The organism is Fulvimarina thalattae (assembly GCF_040239565.1).
Lineage (GTDB): Bacteria > Pseudomonadota > Alphaproteobacteria > Rhizobiales > Rhizobiaceae > Fulvimarina.
The window spans coordinates 34,137-60,795 of sequence record NZ_JBEHWS010000009.1 but is presented as its reverse complement, the minus strand read 5'-3'; the positions used below and the strand labels follow the sequence as shown (position 1 = coordinate 60,795).

The 26,659-nt window shown below is 61.5% G+C and carries 21 protein-coding genes; 14 read left to right on the top strand and 7 right to left on the bottom strand.

Going from position 1 to position 26,659, the window contains the following annotated elements:
* Positions 1-3 precede the first annotated feature (3 nt).
* The 4 genes from ABRA89_RS12800 (at position 4) to ABRA89_RS12785 (ending at position 3,654) form a co-directional block, all read left to right on the top strand.
* Positions 4-645, top strand: a complete 642-nt coding sequence (locus ABRA89_RS12800; protein ID WP_349941884.1) for a uracil-DNA glycosylase family protein — start codon at positions 4-6, stop codon at positions 643-645.
* A gap of 75 nt (positions 646-720) precedes the next feature.
* Positions 721-1,047: a type II toxin-antitoxin system PrlF family antitoxin gene (locus tag ABRA89_RS12795; RefSeq protein ID WP_349941883.1), complete on the top strand. Its 327-nt coding sequence runs from the start codon at positions 721-723 to the stop codon at positions 1,045-1,047.
* A gap of 2 nt (positions 1,048-1,049) precedes the next feature.
* A complete protein-coding gene (locus ABRA89_RS12790; protein WP_349941882.1) occupies positions 1,050-1,562 on the top strand; it encodes a type II toxin-antitoxin system YhaV family toxin in 513 nt (170 codons plus the stop codon).
* Between the two features lie 295 nt (positions 1,563-1,857).
* Complete coding sequence (locus ABRA89_RS12785; protein ID WP_463671292.1) at positions 1,858-3,654, top strand: acetolactate synthase 3 large subunit; 1,797 nt, start codon at positions 1,858-1,860, stop codon at positions 3,652-3,654.
* Between the two features lie 82 nt (positions 3,655-3,736).
* Here ABRA89_RS12785 and ABRA89_RS12780 read toward each other — a convergent pair whose 3' ends face one another.
* Positions 3,737-5,935 carry a hypothetical protein gene (locus ABRA89_RS12780; protein WP_349941880.1) on the bottom strand — a complete coding sequence of 733 codons (2,199 nt, stop codon included), beginning with the start codon at positions 5,933-5,935 and terminating at the stop codon, positions 3,737-3,739.
* 154 nt (positions 5,936-6,089) lie between these two features.
* Here ABRA89_RS12780 and ilvN point away from each other — a divergent pair, with 154 nt between their 5' ends.
* Positions 6,090-6,662, top strand: a complete 573-nt coding sequence (ilvN, locus tag ABRA89_RS12775) for an acetolactate synthase small subunit (RefSeq protein ID WP_349941879.1) — start codon at positions 6,090-6,092, stop codon at positions 6,660-6,662.
* A 31-nt stretch (positions 6,663-6,693) separates the two neighbouring features.
* On the opposite strand, the gene ABRA89_RS12770 is transcribed toward ilvN, so the two are convergent.
* A complete protein-coding gene (locus tag ABRA89_RS12770) occupies positions 6,694-7,458 on the bottom strand; it encodes an alanyl-tRNA editing protein (protein ID WP_349941878.1) in 765 nt (254 codons plus the stop codon).
* 3 nt (positions 7,459-7,461) lie between these two features.
* A complete protein-coding gene (locus tag ABRA89_RS12765; RefSeq protein WP_349941877.1) occupies positions 7,462-8,502 on the bottom strand; it encodes a cysteine synthase A in 1,041 nt (346 codons plus the stop codon).
* Positions 8,503-8,865: 363 nt separating this feature from the next.
* Between ABRA89_RS12765 and dksA the strand changes: the two genes are divergently transcribed.
* On the top strand, positions 8,866-9,282 hold the full coding sequence (dksA, locus tag ABRA89_RS12760; RefSeq protein WP_349941876.1) for an RNA polymerase-binding protein DksA: 417 nt from the start codon (positions 8,866-8,868) through the stop codon (positions 9,280-9,282).
* A gap of 69 nt (positions 9,283-9,351) precedes the next feature.
* Here dksA and ABRA89_RS12755 read toward each other — a convergent pair whose 3' ends face one another.
* Positions 9,352-9,711 (bottom strand): flagellar biosynthetic protein FliO, encoded by a 360-nt coding sequence (locus ABRA89_RS12755; protein ID WP_349941875.1) that lies wholly within the window; start codon positions 9,709-9,711, stop codon positions 9,352-9,354.
* A gap of 249 nt (positions 9,712-9,960) precedes the next feature.
* On the opposite strand from ABRA89_RS12755, the gene cckA reads away from it, so the two are divergent.
* From cckA to alaS, 3 genes are all read left to right on the top strand, one after another.
* Positions 9,961-12,474 (top strand): cell cycle histidine kinase CckA, encoded by a 2,514-nt coding sequence (cckA, locus tag ABRA89_RS12750; protein WP_349941874.1) that lies wholly within the window; start codon positions 9,961-9,963, stop codon positions 12,472-12,474.
* 287 nt (positions 12,475-12,761) lie between these two features.
* A complete protein-coding gene (recA, locus tag ABRA89_RS12745) occupies positions 12,762-13,835 on the top strand; it encodes a recombinase RecA (RefSeq protein WP_349941873.1) in 1,074 nt (357 codons plus the stop codon).
* 137 nt (positions 13,836-13,972) lie between these two features.
* A complete protein-coding gene (alaS, locus tag ABRA89_RS12740; protein ID WP_349941872.1) occupies positions 13,973-16,651 on the top strand; it encodes an alanine--tRNA ligase in 2,679 nt (892 codons plus the stop codon).
* A gap of 191 nt (positions 16,652-16,842) precedes the next feature.
* Here alaS and ABRA89_RS12735 read toward each other — a convergent pair whose 3' ends face one another.
* Entirely contained in the window at positions 16,843-18,060 is a 1,218-nt protein-coding gene (locus ABRA89_RS12735; RefSeq protein WP_349941871.1) for an NADP-dependent isocitrate dehydrogenase, read from the bottom strand.
* A 181-nt stretch (positions 18,061-18,241) separates the two neighbouring features.
* Between ABRA89_RS12735 and ABRA89_RS12730 the strand changes: the two genes are divergently transcribed.
* The 3 genes from ABRA89_RS12730 (at position 18,242) to murI (ending at position 21,375) form a co-directional block, all read left to right on the top strand.
* Entirely contained in the window at positions 18,242-19,720 is a 1,479-nt protein-coding gene (locus ABRA89_RS12730) for a carboxylesterase/lipase family protein (RefSeq protein WP_349941870.1), read from the top strand.
* A 93-nt stretch (positions 19,721-19,813) separates the two neighbouring features.
* Positions 19,814-20,590 (top strand): RNA methyltransferase, encoded by a 777-nt coding sequence (locus tag ABRA89_RS12725; RefSeq protein ID WP_349941869.1) that lies wholly within the window; start codon positions 19,814-19,816, stop codon positions 20,588-20,590.
* Complete coding sequence (gene murI / locus ABRA89_RS12720) at positions 20,587-21,375, top strand: glutamate racemase (protein ID WP_349941867.1); 789 nt, start codon at positions 20,587-20,589, stop codon at positions 21,373-21,375. Before ABRA89_RS12725 ends, murI begins: the two co-directional genes overlap by 4 nt.
* Here the strand turns inward: murI and ABRA89_RS12715 are convergent.
* On the bottom strand, positions 21,372-22,256 hold the full coding sequence (locus ABRA89_RS12715) for a transglutaminase family protein (RefSeq protein ID WP_349941866.1): 885 nt from the start codon (positions 22,254-22,256) through the stop codon (positions 21,372-21,374). The genes murI and ABRA89_RS12715 overlap by 4 nt on opposite strands.
* On the bottom strand, positions 22,253-24,691 hold the full coding sequence (locus ABRA89_RS12710; protein WP_349941865.1) for a circularly permuted type 2 ATP-grasp protein: 2,439 nt from the start codon (positions 24,689-24,691) through the stop codon (positions 22,253-22,255). The genes ABRA89_RS12715 and ABRA89_RS12710 overlap by 4 nt, the downstream gene beginning before the upstream one ends.
* 74 nt (positions 24,692-24,765) lie before the next feature.
* Between ABRA89_RS12710 and ABRA89_RS12705 the strand changes: the two genes are divergently transcribed.
* Positions 24,766-25,560 carry an ion transporter gene (locus ABRA89_RS12705; protein ID WP_349941864.1) on the top strand — a complete coding sequence of 265 codons (795 nt, stop codon included), beginning with the start codon at positions 24,766-24,768 and terminating at the stop codon, positions 25,558-25,560.
* 40 nt (positions 25,561-25,600) lie between these two features.
* Positions 25,601-26,509, top strand: coding sequence for an AEC family transporter (locus ABRA89_RS12700; RefSeq protein WP_349941863.1), 909 nt, complete (start codon positions 25,601-25,603; stop codon positions 26,507-26,509).
* The last annotated feature ends 150 nt before the right edge of the window (positions 26,510-26,659 follow it).

Sequence of the window (26,659 nt, the reverse complement as noted above, 5' to 3'; positions counted from 1 at the left end):
TCGATGACCGAAGGAACGACCGGCTCGGAGCGCGCCGAAGATCTCCAGCGCATCATCGAAAGTTGCCGCATCTGCGCGGATAATCCGCTTGGCGAACCGCTACCGATCGAGCCCAATCCAGTGCTCGCTCTTTCGGATACCGCACGCATCCTCGTCGCGGGTCAGGCTCCCGGCAATCTGGCTGATAAAACGTCGAAGCCGTTCAACGATCCATCGGGCGTTCGCCTGCGCGACTGGATGGGGATCGGGCCGGAGATCTTCTACGACCGCTCGAAGGTTGCGATCCTGCCCATGGGCTTCTGCTTTCCCGGCTATGACGCCAAAGGCGGCGACAAACCGCCGCGCAAGGAATGCCGCCAGACCTGGCACGACCGGGCGATGGCCGCGATGCCTCAAATCGAACTGGTTCTTGCGATCGGCGCCTATGCTCAGAGCTTCCACATCGCCAAAGGTCGAGGGCGGACTTTGACGGAAACGGTTATGAACTGGCGCGATATCCTCGCAAGCGGAGGGAAAGACGCGCCAGTGATGCCGCTCCCTCATCCATCCTGGCGAAACAACGGCTGGCTGAGGAAGAATGCGTGGTTTGCAGAGGAGCTTCTGCCGGAATTGAAGGAGAGGGTAATGAAATCGATCGCTCGATGACGCAGCTCTACCTTGCAAAAGTAATGCACTTGCATTACTTTTGCAGTCGAACGCGATCCAACAAGTGAGCACCCCTTGTCCGCCGCCCACGATGCAGTCTCCACGCTGACAGAGCGCTATCAGACCACCGTTCCGCGCGCCGTGCGAAAGCAACTGCAACTGGGGAAAGGCGATAAGATCCGCTATCGGACCAGTTCCGACGGTCGGGTCTATATCGAGCCGGTATATTCTGAAGAACTCGATCCAGCCCTCGGTCCGTTTCTGGACCTTCTGGAGAACGACATTCGAAGCCATCCTGAGCATCTAAAGGTATTCGGCGGGAACCTTCATCGTCGTATCGAGGCCCTCGTCGGCGATATAGAGGTAGATCTCGACGAGGCGATTTCGCCTGACGACGAATAGCGATGCCGGACAATCCAACAGATCCGCCCCTCGTTATCAATGGCTGGACGATCTATGCGCATCCGATCTTTCTGGAACAGCTTGAAACACTGATCGAAGAGGTCGAGCGGCAAAAGCTGCGCGATCCCACGACATGGCGTAAAAAGAACTGCACCAAGCGACTGGCTGCAATCTTTCGGCTCGTGACTGAGATTGTTCCGGCTGATCCGGCCTCGCCGCAATTCCGCCAAGGCGGGACCCTCGGGGCGGACCGCAAGCACTGGTTCAGAGCAAAGTTTTTCCAGCAATACCGCATGTTCTTCCGGTTCCATGGCGGAATGAAGGTCATCGTTTTCGTGTGGGTCAACGACGATACGACGTTGCGGGCCTACGGGAGCAGAAGCGATGCTTACGCCACTTTCAAAAGCATGTTGGAGAGTGGCAATCCTCCCGAAGATCTCACGTCACTTCTGAAGGAAGCAAAGAGCGGAAGTGCTCGCTTCAAAACCGACCTCATATCCTCTCGCGAAATCTAGCGGAATCGTCTCAATAATGGCCGGCTTGCCGGTCACTCCGAGAATTGCAGCGCATATTGACCAACGATCGCCGAAAAACCATTGACCTTTCCCCCGCGAATGCATAGCGTTCCGCACCATGACGAACACGACCATTCTCGTAATCGTAGGAACGCGCACACGACCGGCGGCGTAGCTGCCAGGCGAATGCCACGTGTGCGCGTAGACAAGGGCCCTCTGGAGGCCCTTTTTTTATGCTTGGAGTTCGGCGAACGGGATGCCGGCGAGGGAAGAGATCGAGCAGGACATGGATACGATGAGCAACGAAAGCATCGAAGCGGACGGCAAGCGCGAAATGACCGGCGCCGAAATGGTCGTCACGGCGCTGCGGGACAACGGCGTAAAGGACGTTTTCGGCTATCCCGGTGGTGCGGTGCTGCCGATCTATGATGAAATCTTCCAGCAGACCGATGTCCGCCACATCCTCGTTCGCCATGAACAGGGCGCGGGTCATGCGGCCGAGGGCTACGCGCGTTCGACCGGCAAGCCGGGGGTGATGCTGGTCACCTCCGGTCCCGGCGCGACGAACGCCGTGACTGCGCTTCAGGACGCGCTGATGGATTCGATCCCGCTCGTCTGCATCACCGGCCAGGTCCCGACGACGCTGATCGGCTCCGACGCGTTCCAGGAGTGCGACACGGTCGGCATCACGCGGCCCTGCACCAAGCACAACTGGCTGGTGAAGGACGTCAACGATCTGTCACGCGTGCTGCATGAGGCTTTCCATGTGGCGACGACCGGTCGCCCCGGTCCTGTGGTGGTCGACGTGCCGAAGGACGTCCAGTTCGCGACGGGCTTCTATTCGCCGCCGCCGCCGGATCAGACCCATGAGAGCTACCGTCCGAAGATGAATCCCGAGGCGGAGGCTATCCGTCAGGCTGTCGAGCTGATGGCCTCGGCCAAGCGGCCGATTTTCTACACCGGTGGCGGCGTCGTGAATTCAGGGCCCGAGGCCTCCGAACTCCTGACCGAGCTCGTGAACCTGACCGGCTATCCGATTACGTCGACGCTGATGGGCCTCGGGGCCTATCCGGCCTCCGGCAAGAGCTGGATGGGCATGCTCGGCATGCACGGCACCTACGAGGCAAACCTCGCCATGCACGATTGCGATTTGATGATCTGCATCGGCGCACGCTTCGACGACCGGATCACCGGACGGATCGACGCCTTCTCGCCGAATTCGCGCAAGATCCAGATCGATATCGACCCGTCTTCGATCAACAAAAACGTGCGCGTGGATCTGCCGATCATCGGCGACGTGACCCATGTCCTGCGCGATCTCGTCTCTGCCTGGAAGGAGCGTGGAGAGGGAATCGACAAGCCGGCGCTGCACGACTGGTGGACGCAGATCGAGAAATGGAAGGCGCGCGACTGCCTTGCCTATTCGCCGAACGACGACGTCATCATGCCGCAATACGCCGTCCAGCGGCTCTACGAGCTGACCAAGGACCGTGAGACCTATGTCTCCACCGAAGTTGGGCAGCATCAGATGTGGGCAGCGCAGTTCTACGGCTTCGAGAAGCCAAACCGCTGGCTGACCTCCGGCGGCCTTGGCACGATGGGCTACGGTCTACCGGCCGCGATCGGCGCGGCGATCGCCCATCCGGACGCGCTCTCGGTCTGTATTGCGGGCGATGCCTCGGTGCTGATGAACATGCAGGAGATGTCGACCGCCGTGCAGCACAATGCGCGGATCAAGATCTTCATCCTCAACAATCAGTATATGGGCATGGTGCGCCAGTGGCAGCAGCTGCTCCACGGCAACCGGCTGTCGAACTCCTATACCGAGGCGCTGCCGGACTTCGTGAAGCTTGCCGAAGCCTATGGCGGCCATGGCATCCGTTGCCAGAAGCCGGGCGATCTCGACGATGCGATTCAGGAGATGCTGGACTATGACGGTCCGGTGCTCTTCGATTGCCGTGTCGCGAATCTCACCAACTGCTTCCCGATGATACCCTCGGGCAAGGCACATAACGAGATCCTGCTGCCGGACGAGGCGACGGACGAAGCTGTCGCCAATGCGATCGACGCCAAGGGCAGGGCGCTGGTCTGACCATCATCCGAAGATGCAAATTGAAACGAAAATGGGCGCCGCGAGCGCCCATTTTCGCAAGGTGTCGTTGATGCCGAGTCGATCAGTTCGGCCGGACGAACCGGGCTTCCCGACCATCCGAGCGGATTTCGAGGGCAAAGGGCGCCGATGTGCTGTCTTTCCCCTGAAAGACAAAATAGCTCTTATAGTTCTCCCGGGTCGAAAGCATAACGCGATCGACCGAGCGATCGGGCAAGAGCGCCGTAGCGATGCTATTCACCTGTTCCGGCACCTGTTCGGGCTCGATTTGCCGGTCGACGCTGACGATCTGCCCATCGGCCTCGACCGCGACTGAGACCGGCGTTCCATCCGGTGCCTCGCCGCGCAGCGCGAAGAGCTGTCCATCTTCTTCATCCCGAACGGAGACAGAGCGGAAATCGACACCTGGGAGGGCCAGCCGGGCGCTCGCAACCACATTTGCCGGGACCGCGATTCTGTCATCGCTCTCGGCGCTATTCGCCTCAGGCTCGGAGGACGGAGCGGGAGACACGGCAGCCATCTGGTCGCCGCTTTCGTCAGGCGTCGCGGAGGCCTCTGCACCGGCGTTTGATCCCATATCAGATGTATCGCCTTCCGAGCTCGCAGACTGGGCGCTCGCGGCTGACATCTGCTGCTCCAGCGTGCCGGGGCCAGTCTTCGAGGGTGCGCCGGTCGAGCCGTTTCCGGCTGTTGCAGCAGCCATCTGCTCTTCAAGTGTTCCGGGACCAGAGCGTGAGGGCACGCCAGCCGCGTCTAGGGAGTTGGTCGTTCCCTCCTCGGACTGAGTGCTTTCTTCGGTTTCGTTCGAAGCAGAGGCGCTTTCCTCAGTTGCAGCCGATTGAGCTGTGGCCGCCGACATCTGCTGCTCCAGCGTGCCCGGTCCGCTCTTCGACGGCGCTCCCGTCGAGCCGTTTCCGGCGGCCGCTGCGGCCATCTGCTCTTCCAGAGTTCCTGGGCCGGTCCGTGACGGCACGCCCGTTGATTCCAGCGAGCTGGCGTTGCTTTCCTCGGAGTCAGTGCCTGAATCGGCTTCATCCGAGGCACCGGCACTTTCCTCAGTTGCAGCCGATCGAGCTGTGGCCGCCGACATATGCTGCTCTAGCGAACCCGGTCCGGTCTTCGAGGGCGCGCCCGTAGAGCCGTTTCCAACTGTAGCTGCGGCCATTTGCTCTTCGAGCGTTCCGGGTCCGGTCCTTGAGGGGACGCCCGTAGCCTGAAGCGCGTCCTCCGAGCCATCTTCGGACTTCGCGGTTTTAGCTCTCTCGCCGCTTCCATCGCTCTCTTCCGAGGAGGACGACATTTCGTCGGCGGCACGATCACCAGCACCCTCGGCGGCCGGCGACTGGGACGCGGCCGCCATCTGCTGCGCTAGGCTGCCGGGGCCGGTCTTGGTCACGGCTCCCTGTGGCTTCGAGACCACCGGGGCCTCATCGGTCGTGCCGGTGCTCTCGTCGACCGTCGCCATGGAAGGGATGCCCTCCGGCATCTCTTCCTGGGGCTCTTCGGCGAAGCTTTCCGCATCATTCGCCCAGCTTTCCTCGCTCGAGGCAGAGGTGTCGTCGTCGGTGCGATCCTCTTCACTTCCAGTTACGCCGTTAACGGCTGTGTCCGGCTCCTCCGCATCAGAATTGCTCTCGGTCTCCATCGCGCCGCCGGATTCATCCGATGAGGCCTCGTCTGAATCGAGCGGCGCTGGTGGTTCACCCAGATCCGTTGCCTCATCCGCCAAATCATCGGCGGTTTCTTCGGCCGAGTTTTCGATTTCGGTTTCTGCCGATGTGGACGACTCGGCCTCCTCCGACGGCACCATTCCATCGGGTTCGGCTTCCTCCAGGAGCGGCTGCTCGGTGCGGGGCGTCAGGTCACCGGAACCCGAGGTCTTAACGTTGGAGCCGGTCTCGTCCTGCGCAGTCGCGCCCGCGATGCCTTGCATTTCTTCCGAGCCGACACCTGCCATGTTGCGGCCGATCTGCATCTCGCCGCTGATCATGGCATCGGCTGTGTTGGCGGCGCTCTCGGTCGCCTGCTCGGCAGCTGTCGGCGATGTGACGAGCCCGGCCGCTTCGGCTGGAACGGCAACGAGCGCGCCATTCTGGCAGGTGAGACGATACCGCCCTGGCGCGCCTTCGACGGAAATCAGAAGCTCGATCCCGGAGGCGTTCGGCACGCCGCTGCATTGCTGCGCGCTCTCCTGCGCCTGACCGGATTGAGGAAGAAGGGCCAGTGCCGTGCCCGCTGCGATCATGGAAGTCCATGATTTCATGACTGTCTCCTACCCAATGGTGCTGTGTCGCAAGTCCTTGAGGATAAAGATGACCCGCCCGACAAAGTCGACAAGGCCGAGACCCGGGCTTTCCTTTCACGCGTCGATCGCTATGGTGCGCCAGCCGGTTTTCCAAACGCGTCAGAGTTTCAAAATGTCACAGCCCGTCCAGCCGCCTGCTTCGGCCTATTTCATCACGCCCGAAGAAGAAGAAACGCAGACGCGGACCCTGTCGGTCATCGTCGACAACGAGCCCGGCGTGCTCGCACGGGTGATCGGACTTTTTTCCGGGCGCGGCTACAATATCGAAAGCCTGACGGTTTCGGAGACCGAGCACGAGCGGCACCTGTCGCGCATCACGATCGTCACGCGGGGGTTTCCCCACGTCATCGAGCAGCTCAAGAGCCAGCTCGACCGCATCGTCCCGGTTCACCGGGTTATCGATCTGACCAAGGGCGGTGCCGGCAGCGAGGCGACCAAGCCGATCCAGCGCGAGCTCGCCATCATCAAGGTGGCGGGGAAGGGCGACAAGCGCGTGGAAGCGCTGCGGCTCGCCGATATTTTCCGGGCACGCGTCGTCGATTCCTCGATCGAGCATTTCGTGTTTGAAATCGTCGGACGCCCGTCGAAGATCGATCGCTTCGTCGGCATCATGCAGCCGCTCGGCCTGGTCGAGATTTGCCGGACGGGTGTCGCCGCTCTTTCACGTGGACCAAGCGGCGACTGAGGCTTGTAGAATCTGGTTCTCAGGTAGACGCTTACTGTGCGGGCAGCGGGCCGAACCGGATACGCATCCTGCGATTTGCCTTGCCCTTCTTCTCGATCTTGCCGACGTGAATCTCGCCAACTTCGCCGGTTTCCGAGACATGGGTGCCGCCACAGGGCTGGGCATCGATCGATGAAGCCTCGCCGATGCAGACAAGCCGGATCAGGCCCGCACCGCGCGGCGGTTTCACGTTCGCCGATTTGACGAGGCCCGGATTGGCGTCGAGCTCCGCCTCGGTGATCATCTTCGTGAAAACCGGATGGTTGGCCGACACGAGTTCCATTAGCGAAGCCGAGATCGCTTCCTTGTCAGCCGCTGCATCCGGCCAGTCGAAATCGATGCGGCTTTCTTCTTCTCCAACGGCGGCACCGGTGATCGGGTAGGGGCAGACGACCGAGAGAAGATGGCAGGCGGTGTGCATGCGCATCAGTCTGTAGCGCCGCTGCCAGTCGATATGGAGCGTCAGCGTTTCGCCGGGCTCGGGAAGCGCGTCGCCGTGCTTTGCGAACATGACCACATCGTGCTTGTCCGGCGAATACGCCGTTTCGACGATCTCGATTTTCGAGCCGTCGCCGCGCTCCACGAAGCCTGTATCGCCCGGCTGTCCGCCACCGGTCGCGAAGAAGTTTGTGCTTTCGAAGACAAGGCCACGCTCGCCTTCGATCCGGGCAAGCTTTGCCTCCATCGTCGAGAGGTAGGCGTCAGTCTGATAGACGCGTTCTGTACCGTCGGGCTCTTCTGTTTCCGTCTGCGACATCGGTCAGTCGGCATCCTCGAACGGTACGTCGAACTCCGGGTTCTTTCCGATCCATTCCGGCACCGGGAGGCCCTTCTCCTTGAGGAAGGCCGGATTGAACATCTTCGACTGGTATCGGTTGCCGTAGTCGCAGAGGATCGTCACGATCGTATGGCCCGGCCCCATCTCCTTGGCGAGGCGGATCGCACCGGCGATGTTGATGCCAGAAGAGCCGCCGAGGCACAGGCCTTCGTCTGTAATCAGATCGAAGACGATCTTCATCGCCTCCTCATCGGGGATCTGATAGGCGAAGTCAGGCTCGAAGCCCTCGAGGTTCGCAGTCACGCGCCCCTGACCGATACCCTCGGTGATGGAGGAGCCCTCCGACTTCATCTCGCCATGCGCATAATAGTTGTAGAGGGCCGCACCCATAGGGTCGGCGATCCCGATCTTGATGCGACCCGAATGGCGCTTGAGGCCGAGAGCGGTGCCGGCAAGCGTGCCGCCTGTGCCGACTGCACAGATGAAGCCGTCGATCTCGCCGTCGGTATCATGCCATATCTCTTCGGCCGTCGTGACCACATGACCATCACGGTTCGCGACATTGTCGAACTGGTTCGCCCAGATCGCACCTGCAGGGTGGGTTTGGGCAATCTTTTCAGCCAGTCGGCCGGAAAGCTTCACGTAGTTGTTCGGATTCTTGTAGGGGACGGCCGGAACCTCGATCAGTTCCGCGCCCATCAGGCGCAGCGCGTCCTTCTTTTCCTCGCTCTGGGTCTCGGGAATCACGATGACCGTGCGGTAGCCGAGCGCATTCGCCACCAGGGACAGGCCGATGCCGGTGTTGCCGGCCGTGCCCTCGACGATGATCCCGCCGGGCTCGAGCATTCCCTTTTCTTCGGCGTCGCGAATGATGAAGAGGCCGGCCCGGTCCTTTACCGACTGACCGGGATTGAGAAACTCGGCCTTCCCGTAGATCTCGCAGCCTGTTTCTTCCGAGGCCCGGTTGAGGCGGATGAGCGGTGTGTTGCCGATGGCGTCGAGGATGGAATTATAACGTGACATGGCTCGCTTCGGCTTGGAGGCGCCTTGATTGAGGATGAGCGTGCGTCCCTGATCGCGAGACGACGGCACATCGAGTTCGTGAACTGCTTCCCGAATCTAGTGCGGCGAGGGTTACGTGCGAGCCTCCGGCAAGGCAAGTCTGGCAATGGTTCGGTATCGTGAAAACAGGTGCATCTCGATCCGCCCAGGCTGTCGCATGAATTTCGTATGTCGAGGTTAGCTATTGCGGCAGCTGAAGCATAGTGTCGGAGCCGACGGAATAATGTCACAGGCCATGTTTTATTCCCGCGGCGCGGCTGAGAAGCGCTTGTTTTACACAAGCCTCGCGGGTATAAGCGCCAGCGCCCGGCGATGGAGGACCGTATGAGTGAAACCGTTGATCTTGCAGCTGCTCTGACGGACGATGGCTCGTTCATGAACGACCGCCAGAGAGAATATTTCAGGCGCAAGCTCAAGGATTGGAAGGCGGATATTCTTCGCGAGTCGAAGGAAACGCTCGAAGCGCTGGCAAACGACAGCCCGAACCAGGCCGATGCCGCAGACCGGGCTTCGTCCGAGACGGATCGCTCGATCGAATTGCGTGCTCGTGACCGTCAGCGCAAGCTTGTGGCAAAGATCGACGCCGCTCTTCAGCGAATCGACGACGGCACCTACGGTTACTGCGAAGAGACCGGCGAGCCGATCAATCTCAAGCGCCTCGACGCCCGGCCGATCGCGACCCTGTCCCTGGAAGCCCAGGAGCGGCACGAGCGCCGCGAGAAGATCTACCGGGACGACTGAAGCCGGCCCGGCTTTTCGCGACATTTTCGCGATATGCTAGCTTTTTGACGGTGTCCTCCGTCCTGAGCGTCAATCTTTGTATGGGCCGTCTTTGTCCGCGTGAGTGTGCGGACGGCTTTCACCCTTCATTCCGCTTTTCACATAGCGCTCCACGACGACGTCGCTGGCGCCTCCGAGCAGGAGCAGATGCTCTTCGTCGTCGCGTCTGACGAGGACGAGGCGACGACGATCGCCGATATTGACCGCTTCGATCACGGCAAGTCGTGGCGCCTGTCCGCGAAATCCCATCGCCGAGCCTGATCCTCCCGTCATTGTCTTGATCAGCCAAAGGCTGACGACTGCGATCAGGCAAACCAGCGTCGCGACGAAGACGACCCACAAGATCGGGCCGAACGTGTCTCCTGTTATCGCGGCGAACCAGTCTGGCATCGGCTTTGTCCCATTCGAACGGATTGCGAGTTTCGGACCTAATCTAACTGCATGGTTCGCCTTGCAAGTTCGGCGCAAGCCTGGCGTCGCGAAAACAGGATATTTTCGTTCCGCTGGTTTATAGAAGACGGCACGAACGCAACAGAGCCCGGCCCAGTACGGGGCGGCGGCCTTTTTCCACTCGCCTCTTTGAGCGCGATGACTCATGTTGCGTTTGCCGCGATGGAGAGCCGGGCCGGAAAGATGACAATGGCGAATGCGTTCGACAAACCCCTGATCGATCGAACGGAACGGGCTGGCAGTGTGCGCCGGCTTCTTCTCTTCTCAGGCTTTCTCATTCTGATCGCCGCGGCGATGGCTCTGTTCGGCCATGCCTATGGCGGCATTGCGCTGCTTGTAATCTTTGCGCTGGTCGCGGTTATCGGGATCGTCGCGCTGTTCGGCTTCGCACTTGGCCTGATCTCGATCGGCAGCCGCGCTGACGAGGGAGCAGCCGCGCGGAGTTTTCTCGACGGGGCGCGTCAGGGTGCGGTGTTCGTCGATGCCAAGGGCCGCGTCGTTTACGCCAACAAATCCTATGGATGCCTGATCGGCAAGGATGATGGTGCCGATGTCCAGTCCCCCGTGCAGCTGCTCGCCCGCCATGCGGGCGCTGCCGAGGACGTCTACTGGCTTGCAAAAGCCGCGCGGAATGGCGGCGGCCAGCGCGAATTTCGCCTCGATACGCCGCTGTCCCGTGAGGATAATCATGCGCGCTGGTACCGGGTTTCCGTGCGACCGATCCAGTCGCCCGGCGGCACGCTTGAAGCCTGGCAGATAGCGGACATCACCGCAGATCGGCGTGAAGAGGAAGCCTCCTTCCGCACCCTACAGGATGCGATCGATTATCTCGACAAGGCACCCGTCGGCTTTTTCGCGGCCGATGCGGATCTGCGCCTCACCTATCTCAATGCGACACTGGCGACATGGCTCGATACCGATCTCGGCAATTTCGATCCGGGCACGGCCAATCTCGCCGACTATCTGCCGAAGACCATGCGCTCTCATCTTGAGACGCGAATCAAATCGCTGGTCGAGGGTGACAACCAGCTGATCGATCTCGATCTCACCACCGGCAGGGGGCGCATTCTTCCGGTCAAGCTGATTGCCCAAAAGGCACGCGAGAGGGATGGGCGTACCGGCTTGCGCGCGATCGTCCTCACGGAGACCTCCGACGAGACGACCAATTCCGAAGCTGCTGGCGCCCGGTTCAACCGCTTCTTCAACGCCGCCCCGATGGCAATCGCCGCGCTCGATGATCAATATGTGAGCCGCCGCTCCAACCCGGCATTTGAACGACTGTTCGGCGTGAACGCCGTCGAGGGTTCGGTTTCCTTCCTCGACCTCCTCAACGAGGAAAGCGCGGGCCGCCTTGCCGAATACCTCAAGGCGGCGAGCGAAGGCGAGGCGGAGATCGCTCCGATCGACGTCACGCTGAAGAGCGAGAAGCCGCGCTCGGTGCGGATTTATCTCAACGCCATTCCGGATCGCGAGTCGGGTGCCGGCGAGACGATCATCCTTTATGCTGTGGATATCACCGACCAGCGCGCGCTGGAGGAACAGTTTGCCAAGGCGCAGAAGATGCAAGCCGTTGGCAATCTTGCTGGCGGCATTGCCCACGACTTCAACAACGTTCTCACCGTCATCACCGCGTCGGTCGACTTTCTTCTGATGAACCAGAAGCCGGGCGATCCGTCGTTCCAGGATCTGCTTCTCATCAAGCAGAGCGCCAACCGCGCCGCCTCTCTGGTCCGTCAGCTTCTCGCTTATTCCCGTCGCCAGACAATGCGGCCGAAAATGCTGAACCTGACGGACGTTGTCGCCGATCTCGACCTCCTCCTGAAGCGGATCGCCGGCGACAAGACCAAGCTGGAGCGCAGGCACGCCCGCGACCTCTGGCCGGTGATGGCCGATATCGGCCAGTTCGAGCAGGTGATCACCAATCTCGTCGGCAATGCGCGTGATGCGATGCCGAATGGCGGGACGATCAAGATCGAGACCCGCAACGTCGCCGAAGGGGAGGCCTCGGCCTTCGCTTATGCCGAGATGCCCGCCGCCGACTACGTGTTGGTGGAGGTGTCCGACACCGGAACCGGTATGCCGGCCGACGTCGCCGAGCGTATCTTCGAGCCGTTCTTCACCACCAAGGAAATCGGCAAGGGCACTGGTCTCGGCCTTTCCATGGTCTACGGCATCATCAAGCAGTCGAACGGCTTCATCTACGTCGAATCGACGGAAGGCGAGGGGACGGTCTTCCGTATCTTCCTGCCGCGCTTCGTGCCCGAGCCTTCGCTGGTCGCGAGCGAAAAGCCGACTGCAGTCGACGTGAATGAGAAGGTCGACCTCTCCGGTACCGCGACGATTCTGCTTGTCGAGGACGAGGACTATGTCCGCGCCGGAAGCGTACGTGCGCTCAAGCTGAAGGGCTACGACGTCCACGAAGCCGATTCCGGGCTCGATGCGCTCGACGTGCTGGAGGACCTGGATGGCAAGGTCGATCTCGTCGTTTCCGACGTCGTCATGCCGGAGATGGACGGGCCGACGCTGCTGCGCGAGATGCGCAAGGTCCGGCCGGACATGAAGTTCATCTTCGTCTCCGGTTATGCCGAGGATGCCTTCGCGAAGAACCTGCCAGAGGGCGAGAAATTCGGTTTCCTCTCCAAACCCTTCACCCAGCGCGAGCTGGCGATGACGGTCAAGCAGATGCTGTCCAGCGACGATTGATCGCTACCCACTTCGAGAGCTGCCTTTTGAGATGCCACGCAATCGTTTGCGCTAACGCAGCAGACAACGAACTATGTTGTCTGCTGGCCCATTCCGACTACCAATAAACTCCCGTTTGCGACGCGAATTGTTCGCGTTCGCTCGGTCTGCCTTTAAGGCGGAGAACACCCGCAGGGGCATGAGAACAAATATAAAACATTCCGCTTGACGAGAACAAAAAGGGTACGTATCTCTGGCCCATGGATAGCGTTGCGTGACGCGCGCCGAATGCATTAAGGAGCGGAGACATGGCCCAAAACGCCCTCAGACTCGTCGAGGATAATTCGGTGGATAAAACCAAGGCGTTGGACGCCGCTCTCTCTCAGATCGAACGCGCCTTCGGCAAAGGTTCGATCATGAAGCTCGGGCAGAACAACCAGAGCGTCGAGGTCGAAACGGTCTCGACCGGTTCGCTCGGCCTCGACATCGCGCTTGGCATTGGTGGCCTGCCCAAAGGACGCGTCGTCGAGATCTATGGTCCGGAAAGCTCGGGTAAGACGACACTCGCTCTCCACACGATCGCCGAAGCCCAGAAAAAGGGCGGAATTTGCGCCTTTGTCGATGCGGAGCATGCGCTCGACCCGGTCTATGCCCGAAAGCTCGGCGTCGATCTCGAAAATCTTCTGGTGTCCCAGCCGGATACCGGCGAGCAGGCTCTCGAGATTACCGATACGCTTGTCCGCTCAGGCGCGATTGACGTTCTCGTGGTCGATTCGGTGGCAGCGCTTACGCCACGCGCCGAGATCGAGGGCGAAATGGGTGATTCGCTGCCGGGCATGCAGGCGCGGTTGATGAGCCAGGCGCTGCGAAAGCTGACCGGTTCGATCTCCCGCTCCAAGTGCATGGTCATCTTCATCAACCAGATCCGAATGAAGATCGGCGTCATGTTCGGCTCTCCCGAAACGACGACGGGCGGCAACGCGCTGAAATTCTATGCCTCTGTTCGCCTCGACATCCGCCGTATTGGCTCGATCAAGGATCGTGACGAGGTGACGGGCAACCAGACCAAGGTGAAGGTGGTCAAGAACAAGCTTGCGCCGCCGTTCAAGCAGGTCGAGTTCGACATCATGTATGGCGAAGGCGTCTCGAAGATGGGCGAGCTCATCGATCTCGGTGTGAAGTCGGGCATTGTCGAGAAGTCCGGGGCGTGGTTCTCTTATAACAGCCAGCGACTCGGGCAGGGACGGGAAAACGCCAAACAGTTCCTGCGGGATAATCCCGACGCCGCGCGGGAAATCGAGCAGTCGATTCGTCAAAATGCGGGCATTCTGGCGGAGAAACTGCTGGAAGACGGCACGAGCGGTCCTGCAGAAGAAGAATAATCAGCGGGTTTCGGTTCACGCTGGACCCTGGTCTCGATTTACAGCGAGACACGAGCTTTGTAGAACGGCGACGCAATGGCCGATCGGGCGATTTCCGCCCGGTCTGGCCAAATGACTGTTCTCCAAAGGTTGCGACGATGAGTGGCGTCAACGAAATCCGGTCCGCATTTCTGGACTATTTTGCGAAGAACGGACACGAGAAGGTTTCGTCTTCGCCGCTCGTGCCGCGCAACGATCCGACCCTGATGTTCGTGAACGCCGGCATGGTCCAGTTCAAGAATGTCTTCACAGGCGAGGAAAAGCGGCCCTATCCCCGCGCAGTCACGTCGCAGAAATGCGTTCGCGCCGGCGGTAAGCACAACGATCTCGACAATGTCGGCTACACCGCCCGGCATCACACCTTCTTCGAGATGCTCGGCAACTTCTCCTTCGGTGATTATTTCAAGGATCAGGCAATCGAACTCGCCTGGACGCTGATCACCAAAGAGTTCGGTCTGCCGAAAGACAAGCTTCTCGTCACCGTCTATTCGGAAGACGAAGAAGCTGCCGGACTCTGGAAGAAAATCGCCGGCCTTTCTGACGACCGGATCATCCGGATCGGTACGTCCGACAATTTCTGGACGATGGGCGAGACGGGGCCATGCGGTCCATGCTCGGAAATTTTCTTCGATCATGGCGAGGGCATTCCCGGTGGTCCTCCAGGGAGCCCCGACGAAGACGGCGACCGTTTCATCGAGATCTGGAATCTCGTTTTCATGCAGTACGAGCAGCTGGCGGGTGACGAGCGCCTCGACCTGCCACGCCCCTCGATCGATACCGGCATGGGGCTGGAGCGCATCGCGGCCGTGCTGCAGGGCGTGCACGACAACTACGACATCGATCTCTTCCGTACGCTCATCGCGGCCGTCGAGAACGCCATCGGTTCGCGCGCAGAGGGCGGCGCAATTGCCAGCCATCGCGTCATCGCCGACCATCTTCGCTCGACCGCTTTCCTCATCGCTGATGGCGTTCTGCCTTCGAATGAGGGCCGTGGCTATGTGCTCCGCCGCATCATGCGGCGCGCGATGCGCCATGCGCGCCTTCTCGGCGCCAGCGAGCCGGTGCTGTACAAGCTGCTGCCTACGCTAATCTCCGAGATGGGGCGCGCCTATCCCGAAATCGCGCGCGGTGAGGCTCTGATCTCCGAGACGCTGAAGCTCGAGGAAAAGCGCTTCCTCCAGACACTCGATCGTGGCCTATCGCTTCTCGCGGATGCCACCGAGGGGATGGATTCAGGCCAGAAGCTGTCCGGCGAGACTGCGTTCAAGCTTTACGACACCTACGGCTTCCCGCTCGATCTGACGCAGGATGCCCTTCGTCAGCGCGGCATTGCGGTCGATCTCGATGCCTTCAACACGGCGATGGCACGCCAGAAAGCCGAAGCCCGCAAGAGCTGGGCCGGCTCCGGTGAAGCTGCCACCGAAAAGGTGTGGTTCCCTATCCGCGACCGTGTCGGCGCGACCGAATTCCTCGGCTACGACACCGAAGAGGTCAGCGGCTCCGTCCTCGCGCTGGTGCAGGACGGTGCGGAAGTGAAATCCGCGAAGGCCGGCGAAAAGGTCTTCGTCGTCGTCAATCAGACGCCTTTCTATGGGGAGTCCGGCGGTCAGCTCGGCGATGCCGGCGTGATGACTGATGGTGAGACGACTATCGAGATCGAGGATACTCAGAAGCTCGCCGACGGACTCTTCGTCCATAGCGGCACGGTGAAAGCCGGAGAGGTGGCGGTCGGCGACGCGCTCGATCTCAAGGTCGAGCACCGCCGCCGTGCGAAGATCCGCTCCAACCATTCGGCGACGCACCTCCTTCACGAAGGCCTTCGCGAGGTTCTGGGCACCCATGTCGCCCAAAAAGGCTCCATGGTCGCGCCGGAACGTCTTCGCTTCGACTTCTCTCATCCGAAGCCCATGGACCGGGCCGAGATCGAAGCCGTCGAGCGGCTCGCCAATGGCATCGTCCGGCAGAACGCTCCGGTCGAGACCCGGCTGATGGCCGTGGACGACGCGATCGCATCCGGTGCGATGGCGCTGTTCGGCGAGAAGTATGGCGACGAGGTTCGCGTCGTTTCGATGGGGACCGCAGAAGAGGGCGAGAAGGCCGGAAAGCCCTATTCGATCGAGCTCTGCGGCGGCACGCATGTGAACGCGACCGGCGAGATCGGTGTCGTTCATGTCCTCGGTGAAAGTGCGGTCGGCGCAGGCGTGCGCCGCATCGAAGCGCTCACGGGCGAGGCAGCGCGCGATTATCTGCGTGAGCAGGATCAACGTGTTCGAAAGATGGCTGCACTCCTGAAGTCCTCACCCGAGGATGCACTGGCCCGCCTCGAAACGGTCGTCGAGGAACGGCGCCGTCTGGAGCGCGAACTTACTGAAGCAAAGAAGCGATTGGCGCTCGCCGGCGGTGGTGAAGGCGGAAATTCTGGCGCCGCCAAATCGGTGAACGGCGTCTGCTACCTCGGCCGCGTTATCGACGGTGTTTCCGGCCGCGACCTGAAGGGTCTCGTCGATGAGGCCAAGAAGTCCGTCCAGTCAGGCGTCGTGGCATTTGTCGGCGTCGCCGAGGGCAAGGCTTCGGTCGTTGTCGGTGTCACCGAAGACCTGACCTCACGCTTTGATGCCGTAGCTCTCGTAAGGGCTGCAAGCGGCGCGATCGGCGGAAAGGGTGGCGGCGGCCGCCCGGACATGGCGCAGGCCGGTGGCCCCGATGCGGACAATGCCGCCAATGCGATTGCTGCGGTGGAGAAGGCTTTGGAAGAGGCAGATCAGGCAGCGGCCTGATTGGCTCAATGTCTCCTTTAGGGGCCGAGCACTGAGTCGAGTGCCCGGCCATTGAACTTCCTCGCGATTACCGTTCGCGGCCGGAAAAACCGTCTGCCCATATCGGCACAATACCGCGCACAGTCACCATCTCGGAATACAAAAAAGGCGGGCCATAGACCCGCCTTTATCGGACTTATCTGTTCTTGGCCTCAGGCCTTCGCCATTTCCTTCTGGAGGCCTTCATCGACCTTGTCGAGGAAGCCGGTGGTGGAGAGCCAGGGCTGATCGGGGCCGATGAGGAGCGCCAGATCCTTCGTCATGAAGCCGCGCTCGACCGTGCTGACGCAGACTGTCTCCATTTTCTCGGCGAACGTCTTCAGGTCGTCGTTGCCGTCGAGCTTGGCGCGGTGGGCGAGACCGCGCGACCAGGCGAATATGGAGGCGATCGAGTTGGTCGAGGTCTGCTCGCCCTTCTGGTGCTGGCGATAGTGGCGTGTGACCGTACCGTGGGCGGCCTCGGCTTCCACAGTCTCGCCGTCGGGTGTCATCAGTACCGAGGTCATCAGGCCGAGCGAGCCGAAGCCCTGCGCGACCGTGTCGGACTGGACGTCGCCGTCGTAGTTCTTGCAGGCCCAGACATAGCCGCCAGACCATTTGAGGTTCGAGGCGACCATGTCGTCGATGAGGCGGTGCTCGTAGGTGATCTTCTTCGCCTTGAACTTGTCCTCGAACTCACTCTTGTAGATCTCTTCGAAGATGTCCTTGAAGCGTCCGTCATAGACCTTCATGATCGTGTTCTTGGTCGACAGATAGACCGGATAGCCACGCTGTAGGCCGTAGTTGAGCGAGGCGCGGGCGAAGTCCTTGATCGACTCGTCGAGATTGTACATCGCCATCGCGACGCCGGAGGCCGGCGCGTCGAACACTTCGTGCTCGATCTCCTGACCATCCTCGCCGACGAACTTGATCGTCAGCTTGCCCTTGCCGGGGAACTTGAAGTCCGTGGCGCGGTACTGATCGCCGTATGCATGGCGGCCGACGATCACCGGCTTCGTCCAGCCGGGAACGAGGCGCGGTACGTTCTTGCAGATGATCGGCTCGCGGAAGATGACGCCGCCGAGAATGTTGCGGATCGTGCCGTTCGGCGACCGCCACATCTTCTTCAGACCGAATTCCTCGACACGGCCTTCGTCCGGCGTGATGGTGGCGCACTTGACGCCGACGCCGTGGCGCTTGATGGCGTTTGCGGCATCGACCGTGACCTGATCGTCGGTCGCGTCGCGATTTTCAACGCCGAGATCGTAATATTCCAGATCGATGTCGAGATAGGGATGAACCAGCTTTTCCTTGATAAACTGCCAGATAATTCTGGTCATCTCGTCGCCGTCGAGTTCGACCACAGGGTTCTCGACTTTGATTTTCGCCATCGGTGCCATCCTTCGAAAAAATATAAGCGGCGACCGCTGGCCGCCGGGACATGACGACGCGGATTGACCGCGCCGGACTGATCTGAGCGCCCTATACCACCCACCTAAGCGGACGCAAAGCAGAGCGCGGCGGTCCGCTTAACCCAGCAGACACTGACGAGGATAGGTCGGAAATTCGGAAATGGCAGGTGCAGCATACGCGAAGGCTCCATGCGGGCTGATAGAGGGGCGGCAGCATAACGGAGTCTTGCGGTTTCTGGGCATTCCCTATGCCGAAGCGCCAACCGGCCAGCATCGCTTTTCCGAGCCGCGCCGGCGCGCGACTTTCCAGGGCACGTTTCAGGCACTTCGGTTCGGTCCGTCCGCGCCCCAGCGCAATGTCGTGCCGAAGGCGATCGCGGCGCTGACGGGATTTTCCGGCGAAACGAGCGAAGACTGCCTCAACCTTCACGTCTTCACGCCGGATTGCCGGGGCAAGCGACCCGTTCTCGTTTTCTTCCATGGCGGCGGGTTCTTCATCGGCTCGGGCGCGCAATATCCGGGCGACGGGCTTGCGCGGCGCGGCGATGTCGTGGTCGTGACGATCAATTATCGGCTGGGCCTGCTCGGGTTCAACGCGTTCGGCGAGCTGTTTGCCGGCGATGAGCGTTTCATAGCGAATGCCGGTCTCCTCGATCAGCGTCTGGCGCTCGAATGGGTGCGGGACAATATCGCCGCTTTCGGTGGTGATCCGGACCGGGTGACGATCGCCGGCGAATCGGCAGGGTCCGCTTCGGTCGGCTTCCACATGATTGCGGAAGGCTCGAAGGCCCTGTTTGCGCAGGCAATCTGCCAGTCCGGCACGATCAACATGTTTCGCAAAAAGGAGACCGCGCGAGAGATCGCCCAGACGGCATTTGAAATGCTTGTGCCAGACGGCGAACGTGAGCGGCTCTTCGCGCTTCCGCCGAGTGCCTTCGTCGAGATCATCCCGGCGCTCTTCCGGCGCTTTCCTGGCATCCCCACCATGCCCTATCTGGACGGCGCGGAAATCGGGGAAGAACCGCTGCCTGAATTGTTCCGGCAGGCGAAGCCGGTGCCGCTCCTTCTTGGGACGAACCGGGACGAATTCACTCTATTCACGGATCTCAAGGGCTTCAGCTTTTCGGTCGGTCTCGACGATCTCTCGTCCTGGGTCGAGCGGCAGGCAGGCCGAGAGAGGGCCACGAAGCTTTCGCGTCTCTACGGACAGGACAAAGCCGGCGCGACCCGGTTCGGAACCGATATTCTTTTTGGTGCCTCGTCGAACCGCCTTGCTGAAATTCATTCTTCCAAGGCGCCGACCTTCGTCTATCGGCTCGACTGGCGAGCCAAGGGCGCGCTGTCGAAGCTGGGCGCGACTCATTCCGTCGATCTGCCGCTGCTCTTCGACCGTTTCCTCGTGCCGTTCCGCAGTGTCTATCTCGGGCTCTTGCCCGATCCGGCACGACGTCGCCTGAGCCTGCGCATGCAGGATCACTGGACGGCCTTCGTACGGTCCGGAACGCCGGGGCGCGGTTGGCCGCAATTCGAACCCGAGGCGCGGGAGATCAAGGTGTTCGATGTGGATGATAGGATCGAGCGTGACCCGGATCGCGAAAGGCGGCTCGCCTGGGAAGGGGTGGACGGCCTCGTTCCCTGACCGTCGCAGAGGCTTCGCGCGTTCTGCGGCACTGGAAACGCATGGTGATCGGCGATACATCGCAGCATCATTCCGAGCCGAGAGAGCCACCGCGTGCCCACCGAGACCCCGCCAGATTTTTCCAATGCACCGGCGATCATCCTCGTCGAGCCGCAGATGGGCGAGAATATCGGCATGGTCGCGCGGGCCATGGCGAATTTCGAGCTGATCGATCTGCGTCTCGTGAAACCGCGTGACGGTTGGCCGAACGAGAAGGCGCGGGCAACCGCAAGCCGAGCAGATCACGTTCTTGATGCAGCGTGTGTTTTCGAAAGGCTGGAAGACGCGCTCTCCGATCTCTCGCTGGTCTATGCGACGACCGCTCGAGCTCGGGACAGCTACAAGCCCGTGCGCGGGCCGGAAGAGGCGGCCGAACGGCTCGTCGCCCATGCGCCGGTGGGGAAGACGGGTGTGATCTTCGGGCGCGAAAAGTACGGGCTGGAAAACGACGAGGTCGGGCTTGCCGATGAGATCGTCACCTTTCCGGTCAATCCGAAGTTCGCCTCGCTCAACATCGCGCAGGCCGTGCTCCTCGTGAGCTATGCCTGGCGCAATGCGGCGAACCCTTCGAAGACGCCGCGCTTTTCCGCCCCGCCCAATCCGCCCGCCGACAAGGCCGATCTCTACCGCCTCTTCGATCATCTGGAATCGATGCTCGATCAGCGAAACTACTTCTTCCCGCCCGAAAAACGTGAGGCTTTGGTCCACAATCTGCGGACCATGCTGACAAAGGCTCAGTTTTCAGAACAGGAAGTGCGCAGTCTGCGCGGCGTTCTCAAATCCCTCGAAAGGCCCGCGAGAGACCGTGCCGACGAGGCGGACGCATCATGAACGACGCTCCGATCTTGATCCTCGACAGCGGCGTCGGCGGCCTCACCGTTCTGCGCGAAGCGCGGGTCTTGATGCCCGATCGCCGCTTCGTCTACGTGGCGGACGATGCGGGCTTTCCCTATGGCAATTGGGAGGAAGACGCGCTGTGCGATCGGCTGGTCGATCTCTTCGGAGACCTGATTACGACTTACGAACCGCTCGCCTGCCTGATCGCCTGCAACACGGCCTCGACGCTGGCGCTGGACTCGCTGCGCAAGGCATATCCGGGAATGAAGTTCGTCGGCACGGTACCGGCGATCAAGCCGGCAGCCGAGCGCACCCGGTCCGGGCTGGTTTCGGTGCTTGCGACGCCGGGCACGGTGCGGCGGCAATACACGCAGGACCTCATCGATCAGTGGGCTTCGAAATGTTCGGTCAAGCTCGTTGGCAGCGTGGCTCTGGCGACCCTTGCTGAACGCTACATGCGCGGCGGCTTCGTCGATGAAAAGGCAGTTCTCGCCGAAATCGAGCCCTGCTTCATCGAGGAGGGTGGTCGGCGCACCGACATCGTGGTGCTCGCCTGCACGCATTATCCGTTTCTGGTGAACCGCATGCGCAAGATGGCACCATGGCCGGTTGACTGGCTCGATCCGGCCGAGGCGATCGCCCGTCAGGCCGAGCGCGTGGTCGGCGATACCGGCACACGGTCGATGCACGGCGATTTCGACCCGGCCGTGTTCACCTCCGGCACGCCGGATTACGCAACGCAACGAATCGTGCACGGCTTCGGGCTTCGGACCGGTTAGTCCGCCTCGACCGGTATGACGTCCACTGTGTGGCCGGTCTCCTGGGGCCCTGTGGTCATCAGCACGCCTGAGATCGGCGTGACGTCGTCATAATCGCGGCCGATCGCGACGACGATGTGATCGTTAGATGCGAAAATGCCGTTTGTCGGATCGAAGTCCACCCAACCCGTTTCCGGTCCTAGCCAGGCCGTCACCCAGGCATGCATCGCGTCGGCGCCTTCGAGCCTTGGCTGACCGGGCGGCGGATCGGTGCGCAGGAAACCGCTCACATAGCCTGCCGGAATGCCGTTCGCGCGAAGCCCAGCGATCATAACATGAGCGAAGTCCTGGCAGACGCCGATCCGCGCGTCGAAGGCGGATGGAACGCTGGTGCCGACATCCGTCGCGCCGGGCTTATAGGTGAAATCCTCCTTGATCGCCTTCGTCACATCAAGGATCGCCTTGGCGGCCGGCTGTTCGAAAGAGCCGAGTATCTCGCGGATATAGGCAGTGAGAGGCTGGTAGGGCTCGATCCGCCGGCTCTGGCCGAGATACCAGACCGGCGAGGCGCCGTTGGTGCGCGTCTCCGCATTGGCGCGGCGAACGACGTCTTCGAGCGGTTCGGTGCTTTCGGGCTCCAGCGGATCGCGATGGACGGAAATCCGAGCCCGCATCTCCACCTCGAAGCTGTGATGGGTCCGCCAGATCGCGACGGCATCGCGTTCATTGCCGAAGAAATCGGTCTCGATCCGGAGTTCTTCCGGTTGGGGCTTGATCTTCACATCGACGGACATGGGCGTCTGCGCGGGAAGCAGGCGCGGTCGCACCCGAAGCGCATGTCGGGCATCGGCGACCGATCCGGCATACTGGTAGTCGATCTTGAGGGTGATGTCGTATTTCATTCAGGCGTTCCGCTGACAGTGGCGGCTTCCGGTGACGAGAGCAGATAACGAGCCGTCAGCAGCCTCGAAATATCGCCGAGATCGTTGGCGACGCGCACGATAAAGGCATGTCCGAGTTCAGTGGCGTCGGCGGTCTGGAGCCGCACCGCAAGGCGCGCGACTCGCCTCGTAAGGGTATCCAGTGTCTCCGCTGTGTTCTGGTTCGGCAGATCGTTGAGCAGTTCCTGAATGAGGTTGACCTGGAAGGCGATGGAACGCGGATTGAGCGGGTCGAGCATACTGAGATCGAGTACCGTTTCGCGGGTAAGGTCAACGGAATAGCGCCGCCGATAGGTCACCCGGCTATCGGTGAAGTCGAGGATCGTCTCCAACGCGCCGTCCGCGAGTTCGTCCGGCTCGATCACGCCGGCGATCGTGGACGCGGTGTTGAACCCTCGCTCCAGCGAGCGGCCGATCTGCATGAAGCGCCAACCCGTGAACTGGTACATGTTCTCGTGCACGAGGCCGGCGAAACCAGACAGATGGGTGAGAACCGAACTCGTCAGGCTGACCAGCTCCACGTCGTCGTCGTTGTAGCTTCCGAGGATGAGATCCACGGTTTCGTGCAGGGTGCGCCATGCGTCCGGCGAGAACCGGTCGCGTATCCTCGACGCCGTGTCGAAGGCTTGCTGGGCATAGGCGAGAAGGGCACGTACCGGTCGCTCGGCCGCGACCTCGATGCCGAGAAAGCCGACCAGATCAAGGAGTTGGGTTTCGAATTCGCCGGGCTCGGTGAGTTCGTCCATACGCGCGCCATACGCTCTTAGAAGCCGGGTTGCCGTCTCGCAGCGTTCGACATAGCGGCCGAGCCAGTAGAGGTTGTCGGCGGCGCGTGCGGGCAGGGCGCCGGGCAGCTTGCGCTGGAAACGCTTGCCGGTGCCCGCGAGCAGGGTCAGAGGGCGTTCGGGCTTGTCGACTTTTGTTTCAGAGGGAACCCAGACGTCGATCGAGCTGCCGCCCTGGCGCATGGAGATGACGCGCGCATCCTGCTGGTCGGCGACACGGGCAAAGCCGCCCGGCATCAGATGCCAGCCGTCTTCATCTCGGGTCAGGAAGACGCGCAGCGTGACCGGACGGGGCTCGAGCTTGCCCTCGACGAGGACAGGTGTTGTCGAAAGCGCTGCAATCTCACGCCCGACCCAGTGCGTGCCATCCCGTTCGAGATCGATCTTGCGGCTTTCATGGGCTTGCTCGGCGTCCGAGACGGCCGGTGTCTGGATCATGCCCGACGCCATTTTTTCCGACGGAAAAGCGGACGCGAGCTGCAGGCGATCGCGATTGGCCTCGACATAGGCCCGCTCCGCCTTCTGCCCGCACCACCACGTGGCGATCGTCGGCAGTTCGAGATCTTTTCCGAGGAGCGCGTTTGCCATGCGCTGCTGAAAGGCATGAAAGCCGGGCGTTTCCAGAATGCTCGACCCGATCGCGTTGATCAGTTTCAGCTTGCCCGCGCGGACCGCCTGAAGCAGGCCGGGCGTCCCGATATGCGAGCCGCCGAAGAGTTCGAGCGGATCGGCGAAATCGCTGTCGAGCCGGCGCCAGAGGACGCGGATCGGCTGAAAGCCACTGACGGTGCGAACCATTGCCTCATCATTGTGGATGACGAGATCGCCTCCTTCCAGAAGCAGAAGGCCAAGATAGCGAGCGAGATAGGTGTGCTCGAAATAGGTCTCGTTGTGCGGGCCCGGCGACAGGAGGCCCACCCGCGAGTGATCGGGGCCGCCGAGGCTGTAGAGCATCTCCCGGAAGCGCTGAAAGAAGGGCGCGAGGCGCTCGATGTTGAGCGCGCGCAGGAAATCCGGAAACGCTTTCGTGTTGGCGACTCGGTTTTCCAGCGCGAAGCCCGCGCCGGAGGGTGCCTGTGTGCGGTCGCCCAGCACCCACCAGCGTCCGTCCGGTCCTCGCCCGAGTTCGATCGCGATGAAACGGATCAGCGGCTCGCCCATCTTCGCCTGATCCGAAAGAGCGTGGCAGAATTCCGGGTTCTGGCCGATCAGTGGGCTCGGAAGGATGCCCTGGGTGACGAGCCGGCGCTGGCCATAGATATCGGCCAGTAGCTTTTCCAGAAACTCCGCGCGCTGGACGAGCCCGCGCGAGAGGGTGCGCCACTCGCCGGGTTCGATAAGGAGCGCAGGATGGCCTAGGGGCCATTCCCGCGTTTCCTCGCTGGCATCGCTCGGCGCGTAGACCCGGTGGAAGACGCCGGCCTCGGAAAGATACTGCCGGGCACGGCGCACCCGTTCGTCGCGCTCCTCCGGCGAGAGCGCCAACGCCTTAGCGATAACGTTCCTGTAGTGCGGCTTGAGCGCGCCGTCGCGATCGACCATCTCGTCCCGCCCGCCACCGGTGAGCGCCGCATAGGTTCTTGCAAAATGAGAAAGGTCCGGTGAAGACATCCGCGCAATAGTCCTTCTGACGAACCGGCTTATATCACGCTGGCCTTTAATCGGGATTGCCGGGACGCACCACCATGCAACAGCGTTTGCAAAATCTCTTCCGGTCGAGACGCTGGGAGCAGTTCATTATCGGGCTGATCGTCGTGAACGCGATCTTCCTTGGTCTCGAGACCAGCGACAGTGTCATGCACAGCGTCGGCGGGCTGCTGCTTGCCTTCGACACGGCGATTCTGGCGATTTTCGTCGTCGAGATCGTCGGCCGAATTTACGCCTTCCGCGGTGCTTTCTTCCGCGATCCGTGGTCGATCTTCGACTTTACCGTTGTCGGGATTGCGCTGCTGCCCGCCACCGGCCCGCTGACAGTGCTGCGCGCTCTCAGAATCCTGCGTGTCCTGCGGCTGATTTCCGTTATTCCCTCGCTGCGCCGCGTGATCGGCGGGCTCATCGCGGCTTTGCCCGGCATGGGCTCGATCATCGCGCTTCTCGCGATAATCTTCTATATTTTCGCCGTGATGGCGACGAAGCTGTTCGGCGACACCTTCCCGCAGTGGTTCGGCGATATGGGCGCGTCGATCTATACGCTGTTCCAGGTGATGACGCTCGAAAGCTGGTCCATGGGCATCGTGCGGCCGGTAATGGAGGTCCATCCGTATGCCTGGCTCTTCTTCGTGCCCTTCATCCTCTCGACCACCTATGCGGTGCTCAATCTCTTCATCGGTGTCATCGTTTCGGCCATGCAGGGCGAGCATGAGGCTTCTATCGATGCCGAGCATGAAAAGCGCCATGAGGAGAATGCTGAGATCCTTGCCGAGGTAAGGGCGCTTCGAGCTGAACTTGCCGAAATGCGTGCCGGGCAGCCGAACGGGTGAGAGCCTCGGACGCCGATCCGCCGTTTGAAAGGCCGATCCCGTGCTCTTCGTGACGATCTGGCCGATCTTCGCCCTGATCTGCCTTGGCTACGGGCTGTCGCGGCTGAAGTTTCCCGAGCCCGGCTTCTGGCCGGCTGCCGAGCGGGCGAACTATTTTCTTCTCTTCCCGGCGCTGCTTGTCTCGAATCTTGCCGATGCCCCGGTTCGCGATCCGGACCTTCTGCGCCTCGGTGGTGCGGTGATCGTGATGATGCTCTTTGCGGCCGGCGCGCTTGCCGTGTTTCGCCTCCTGCGGCCAATGCCGGCGGCGCGATATGGCCCGGCTTTGCAGGGTATCGTGCGTTTCAACACCTATCTCGGTCTCGCCATCACCGCGAGCACGGTGCCGGACGGCGGTCTTGAACGCGCTGCGGTGCTGCTCGCCGTCGCCGTGCCGCTGGTCAACGTCCTGTCGATCCTCGCGCTCACCGAAAGGGGAGAGCAGCGCGGCCCGCTGGTGCTTCTCGCTCCGATGTCGAAGAACCCGCTGATCATTGCCTGTATCATCGGCATTCTCATCGCCGCGACTGGGATAGGCCTGCCGTTCGGCATCGGCCGCTTCCTCGACCTCATCGCCCAGGCGAGCCTGCCGCTCGGCCTCCTCTGCGTCGGCGCGGCCCTGCGCCCGGACGCGATCGCCCGGGACGTTAAGGCGTTCGTCGGGATCGGCGGCGCGCGGCTTCTCGCGATGCCGGTTCTTGCTGCCGCGATCGCCATCCTGTTCGGCCTCGGCACGACGGAAACGATGGTCCTCGTCATTTTCGCGGCCATCCCGACTGCGCCGACCGCCTATGTCCTCACGCGCCAGCTCGGCGGCGACGGGCCTTACATGGCCGGCATCATCACATCCCAGACGCTGGTATCGGTTCTGACGATCCCGTTGATGCTTTCACTTTTAGGCGTCGGTTAGCGGCAAACTTTTCGCGAGACCTGTGCCGTTTCGCGTGACGCGTTGGTCGCGGCGATGGAACCGAGGTTCTCTAGGCACGTTCATTAGCCAAATGAACAGAACCACTTACGCGAATTGGGAGATGCGATCATGAACCTCGGTAGTATCGTC

Excerpts from the sequence above, each read along its gene's own strand:
- ABRA89_RS12735 (WP_349941871.1), bottom strand. The coding sequence starts at position 18,060 with ATGGCGAAAATCAAAGTCGAGAACCCTGTGGTCGAACTCGACGGCGAC.
- alaS (WP_349941872.1), top strand. The coding sequence starts at position 13,973 with ATGAGTGGCGTCAACGAAATCCGGTCCGCATTTCTGGACTATTTTGCG.
- ABRA89_RS12710 (WP_349941865.1), bottom strand. The coding sequence starts at position 24,691 with ATGTCTTCACCGGACCTTTCTCATTTTGCAAGAACCTATGCGGCGCTC.
- ABRA89_RS12765 (WP_349941877.1), bottom strand. The coding sequence starts at position 8,502 with ATGTCACGTTATAATTCCATCCTCGACGCCATCGGCAACACACCGCTC.
- murI (WP_349941867.1), top strand. The coding sequence starts at position 20,587 with ATGAACGACGCTCCGATCTTGATCCTCGACAGCGGCGTCGGCGGCCTC.
- ilvN (WP_349941879.1), top strand. The coding sequence starts at position 6,090 with ATGTCACAGCCCGTCCAGCCGCCTGCTTCGGCCTATTTCATCACGCCC.
- ABRA89_RS12755 (WP_349941875.1), bottom strand. The coding sequence starts at position 9,711 with ATGCCAGACTGGTTCGCCGCGATAACAGGAGACACGTTCGGCCCGATC.
- ABRA89_RS12705 (WP_349941864.1), top strand. The coding sequence starts at position 24,766 with ATGCAACAGCGTTTGCAAAATCTCTTCCGGTCGAGACGCTGGGAGCAG.
- ABRA89_RS12800 (WP_349941884.1), top strand. The coding sequence starts at position 4 with ATGACCGAAGGAACGACCGGCTCGGAGCGCGCCGAAGATCTCCAGCGC.
- ABRA89_RS12715 (WP_349941866.1), bottom strand. The coding sequence starts at position 22,256 with ATGAAATACGACATCACCCTCAAGATCGACTACCAGTATGCCGGATCG.
- ABRA89_RS12730 (WP_349941870.1), top strand. The coding sequence starts at position 18,242 with ATGGCAGGTGCAGCATACGCGAAGGCTCCATGCGGGCTGATAGAGGGG.
- ABRA89_RS12790 (WP_349941882.1), top strand. The coding sequence starts at position 1,050 with ATGCCGGACAATCCAACAGATCCGCCCCTCGTTATCAATGGCTGGACG.
- recA (WP_349941873.1), top strand. The coding sequence starts at position 12,762 with ATGGCCCAAAACGCCCTCAGACTCGTCGAGGATAATTCGGTGGATAAA.
- dksA (WP_349941876.1), top strand. The coding sequence starts at position 8,866 with ATGAGTGAAACCGTTGATCTTGCAGCTGCTCTGACGGACGATGGCTCG.
- ABRA89_RS12780 (WP_349941880.1), bottom strand. The coding sequence starts at position 5,935 with ATGAAATCATGGACTTCCATGATCGCAGCGGGCACGGCACTGGCCCTT.
- ABRA89_RS12785 (WP_463671292.1), top strand. The coding sequence starts at position 1,858 with ATGAGCAACGAAAGCATCGAAGCGGACGGCAAGCGCGAAATGACCGGC.
- ABRA89_RS12770 (WP_349941878.1), bottom strand. The coding sequence starts at position 7,458 with ATGTCGCAGACGGAAACAGAAGAGCCCGACGGTACAGAACGCGTCTAT.
- cckA (WP_349941874.1), top strand. The coding sequence starts at position 9,961 with ATGGCGAATGCGTTCGACAAACCCCTGATCGATCGAACGGAACGGGCT.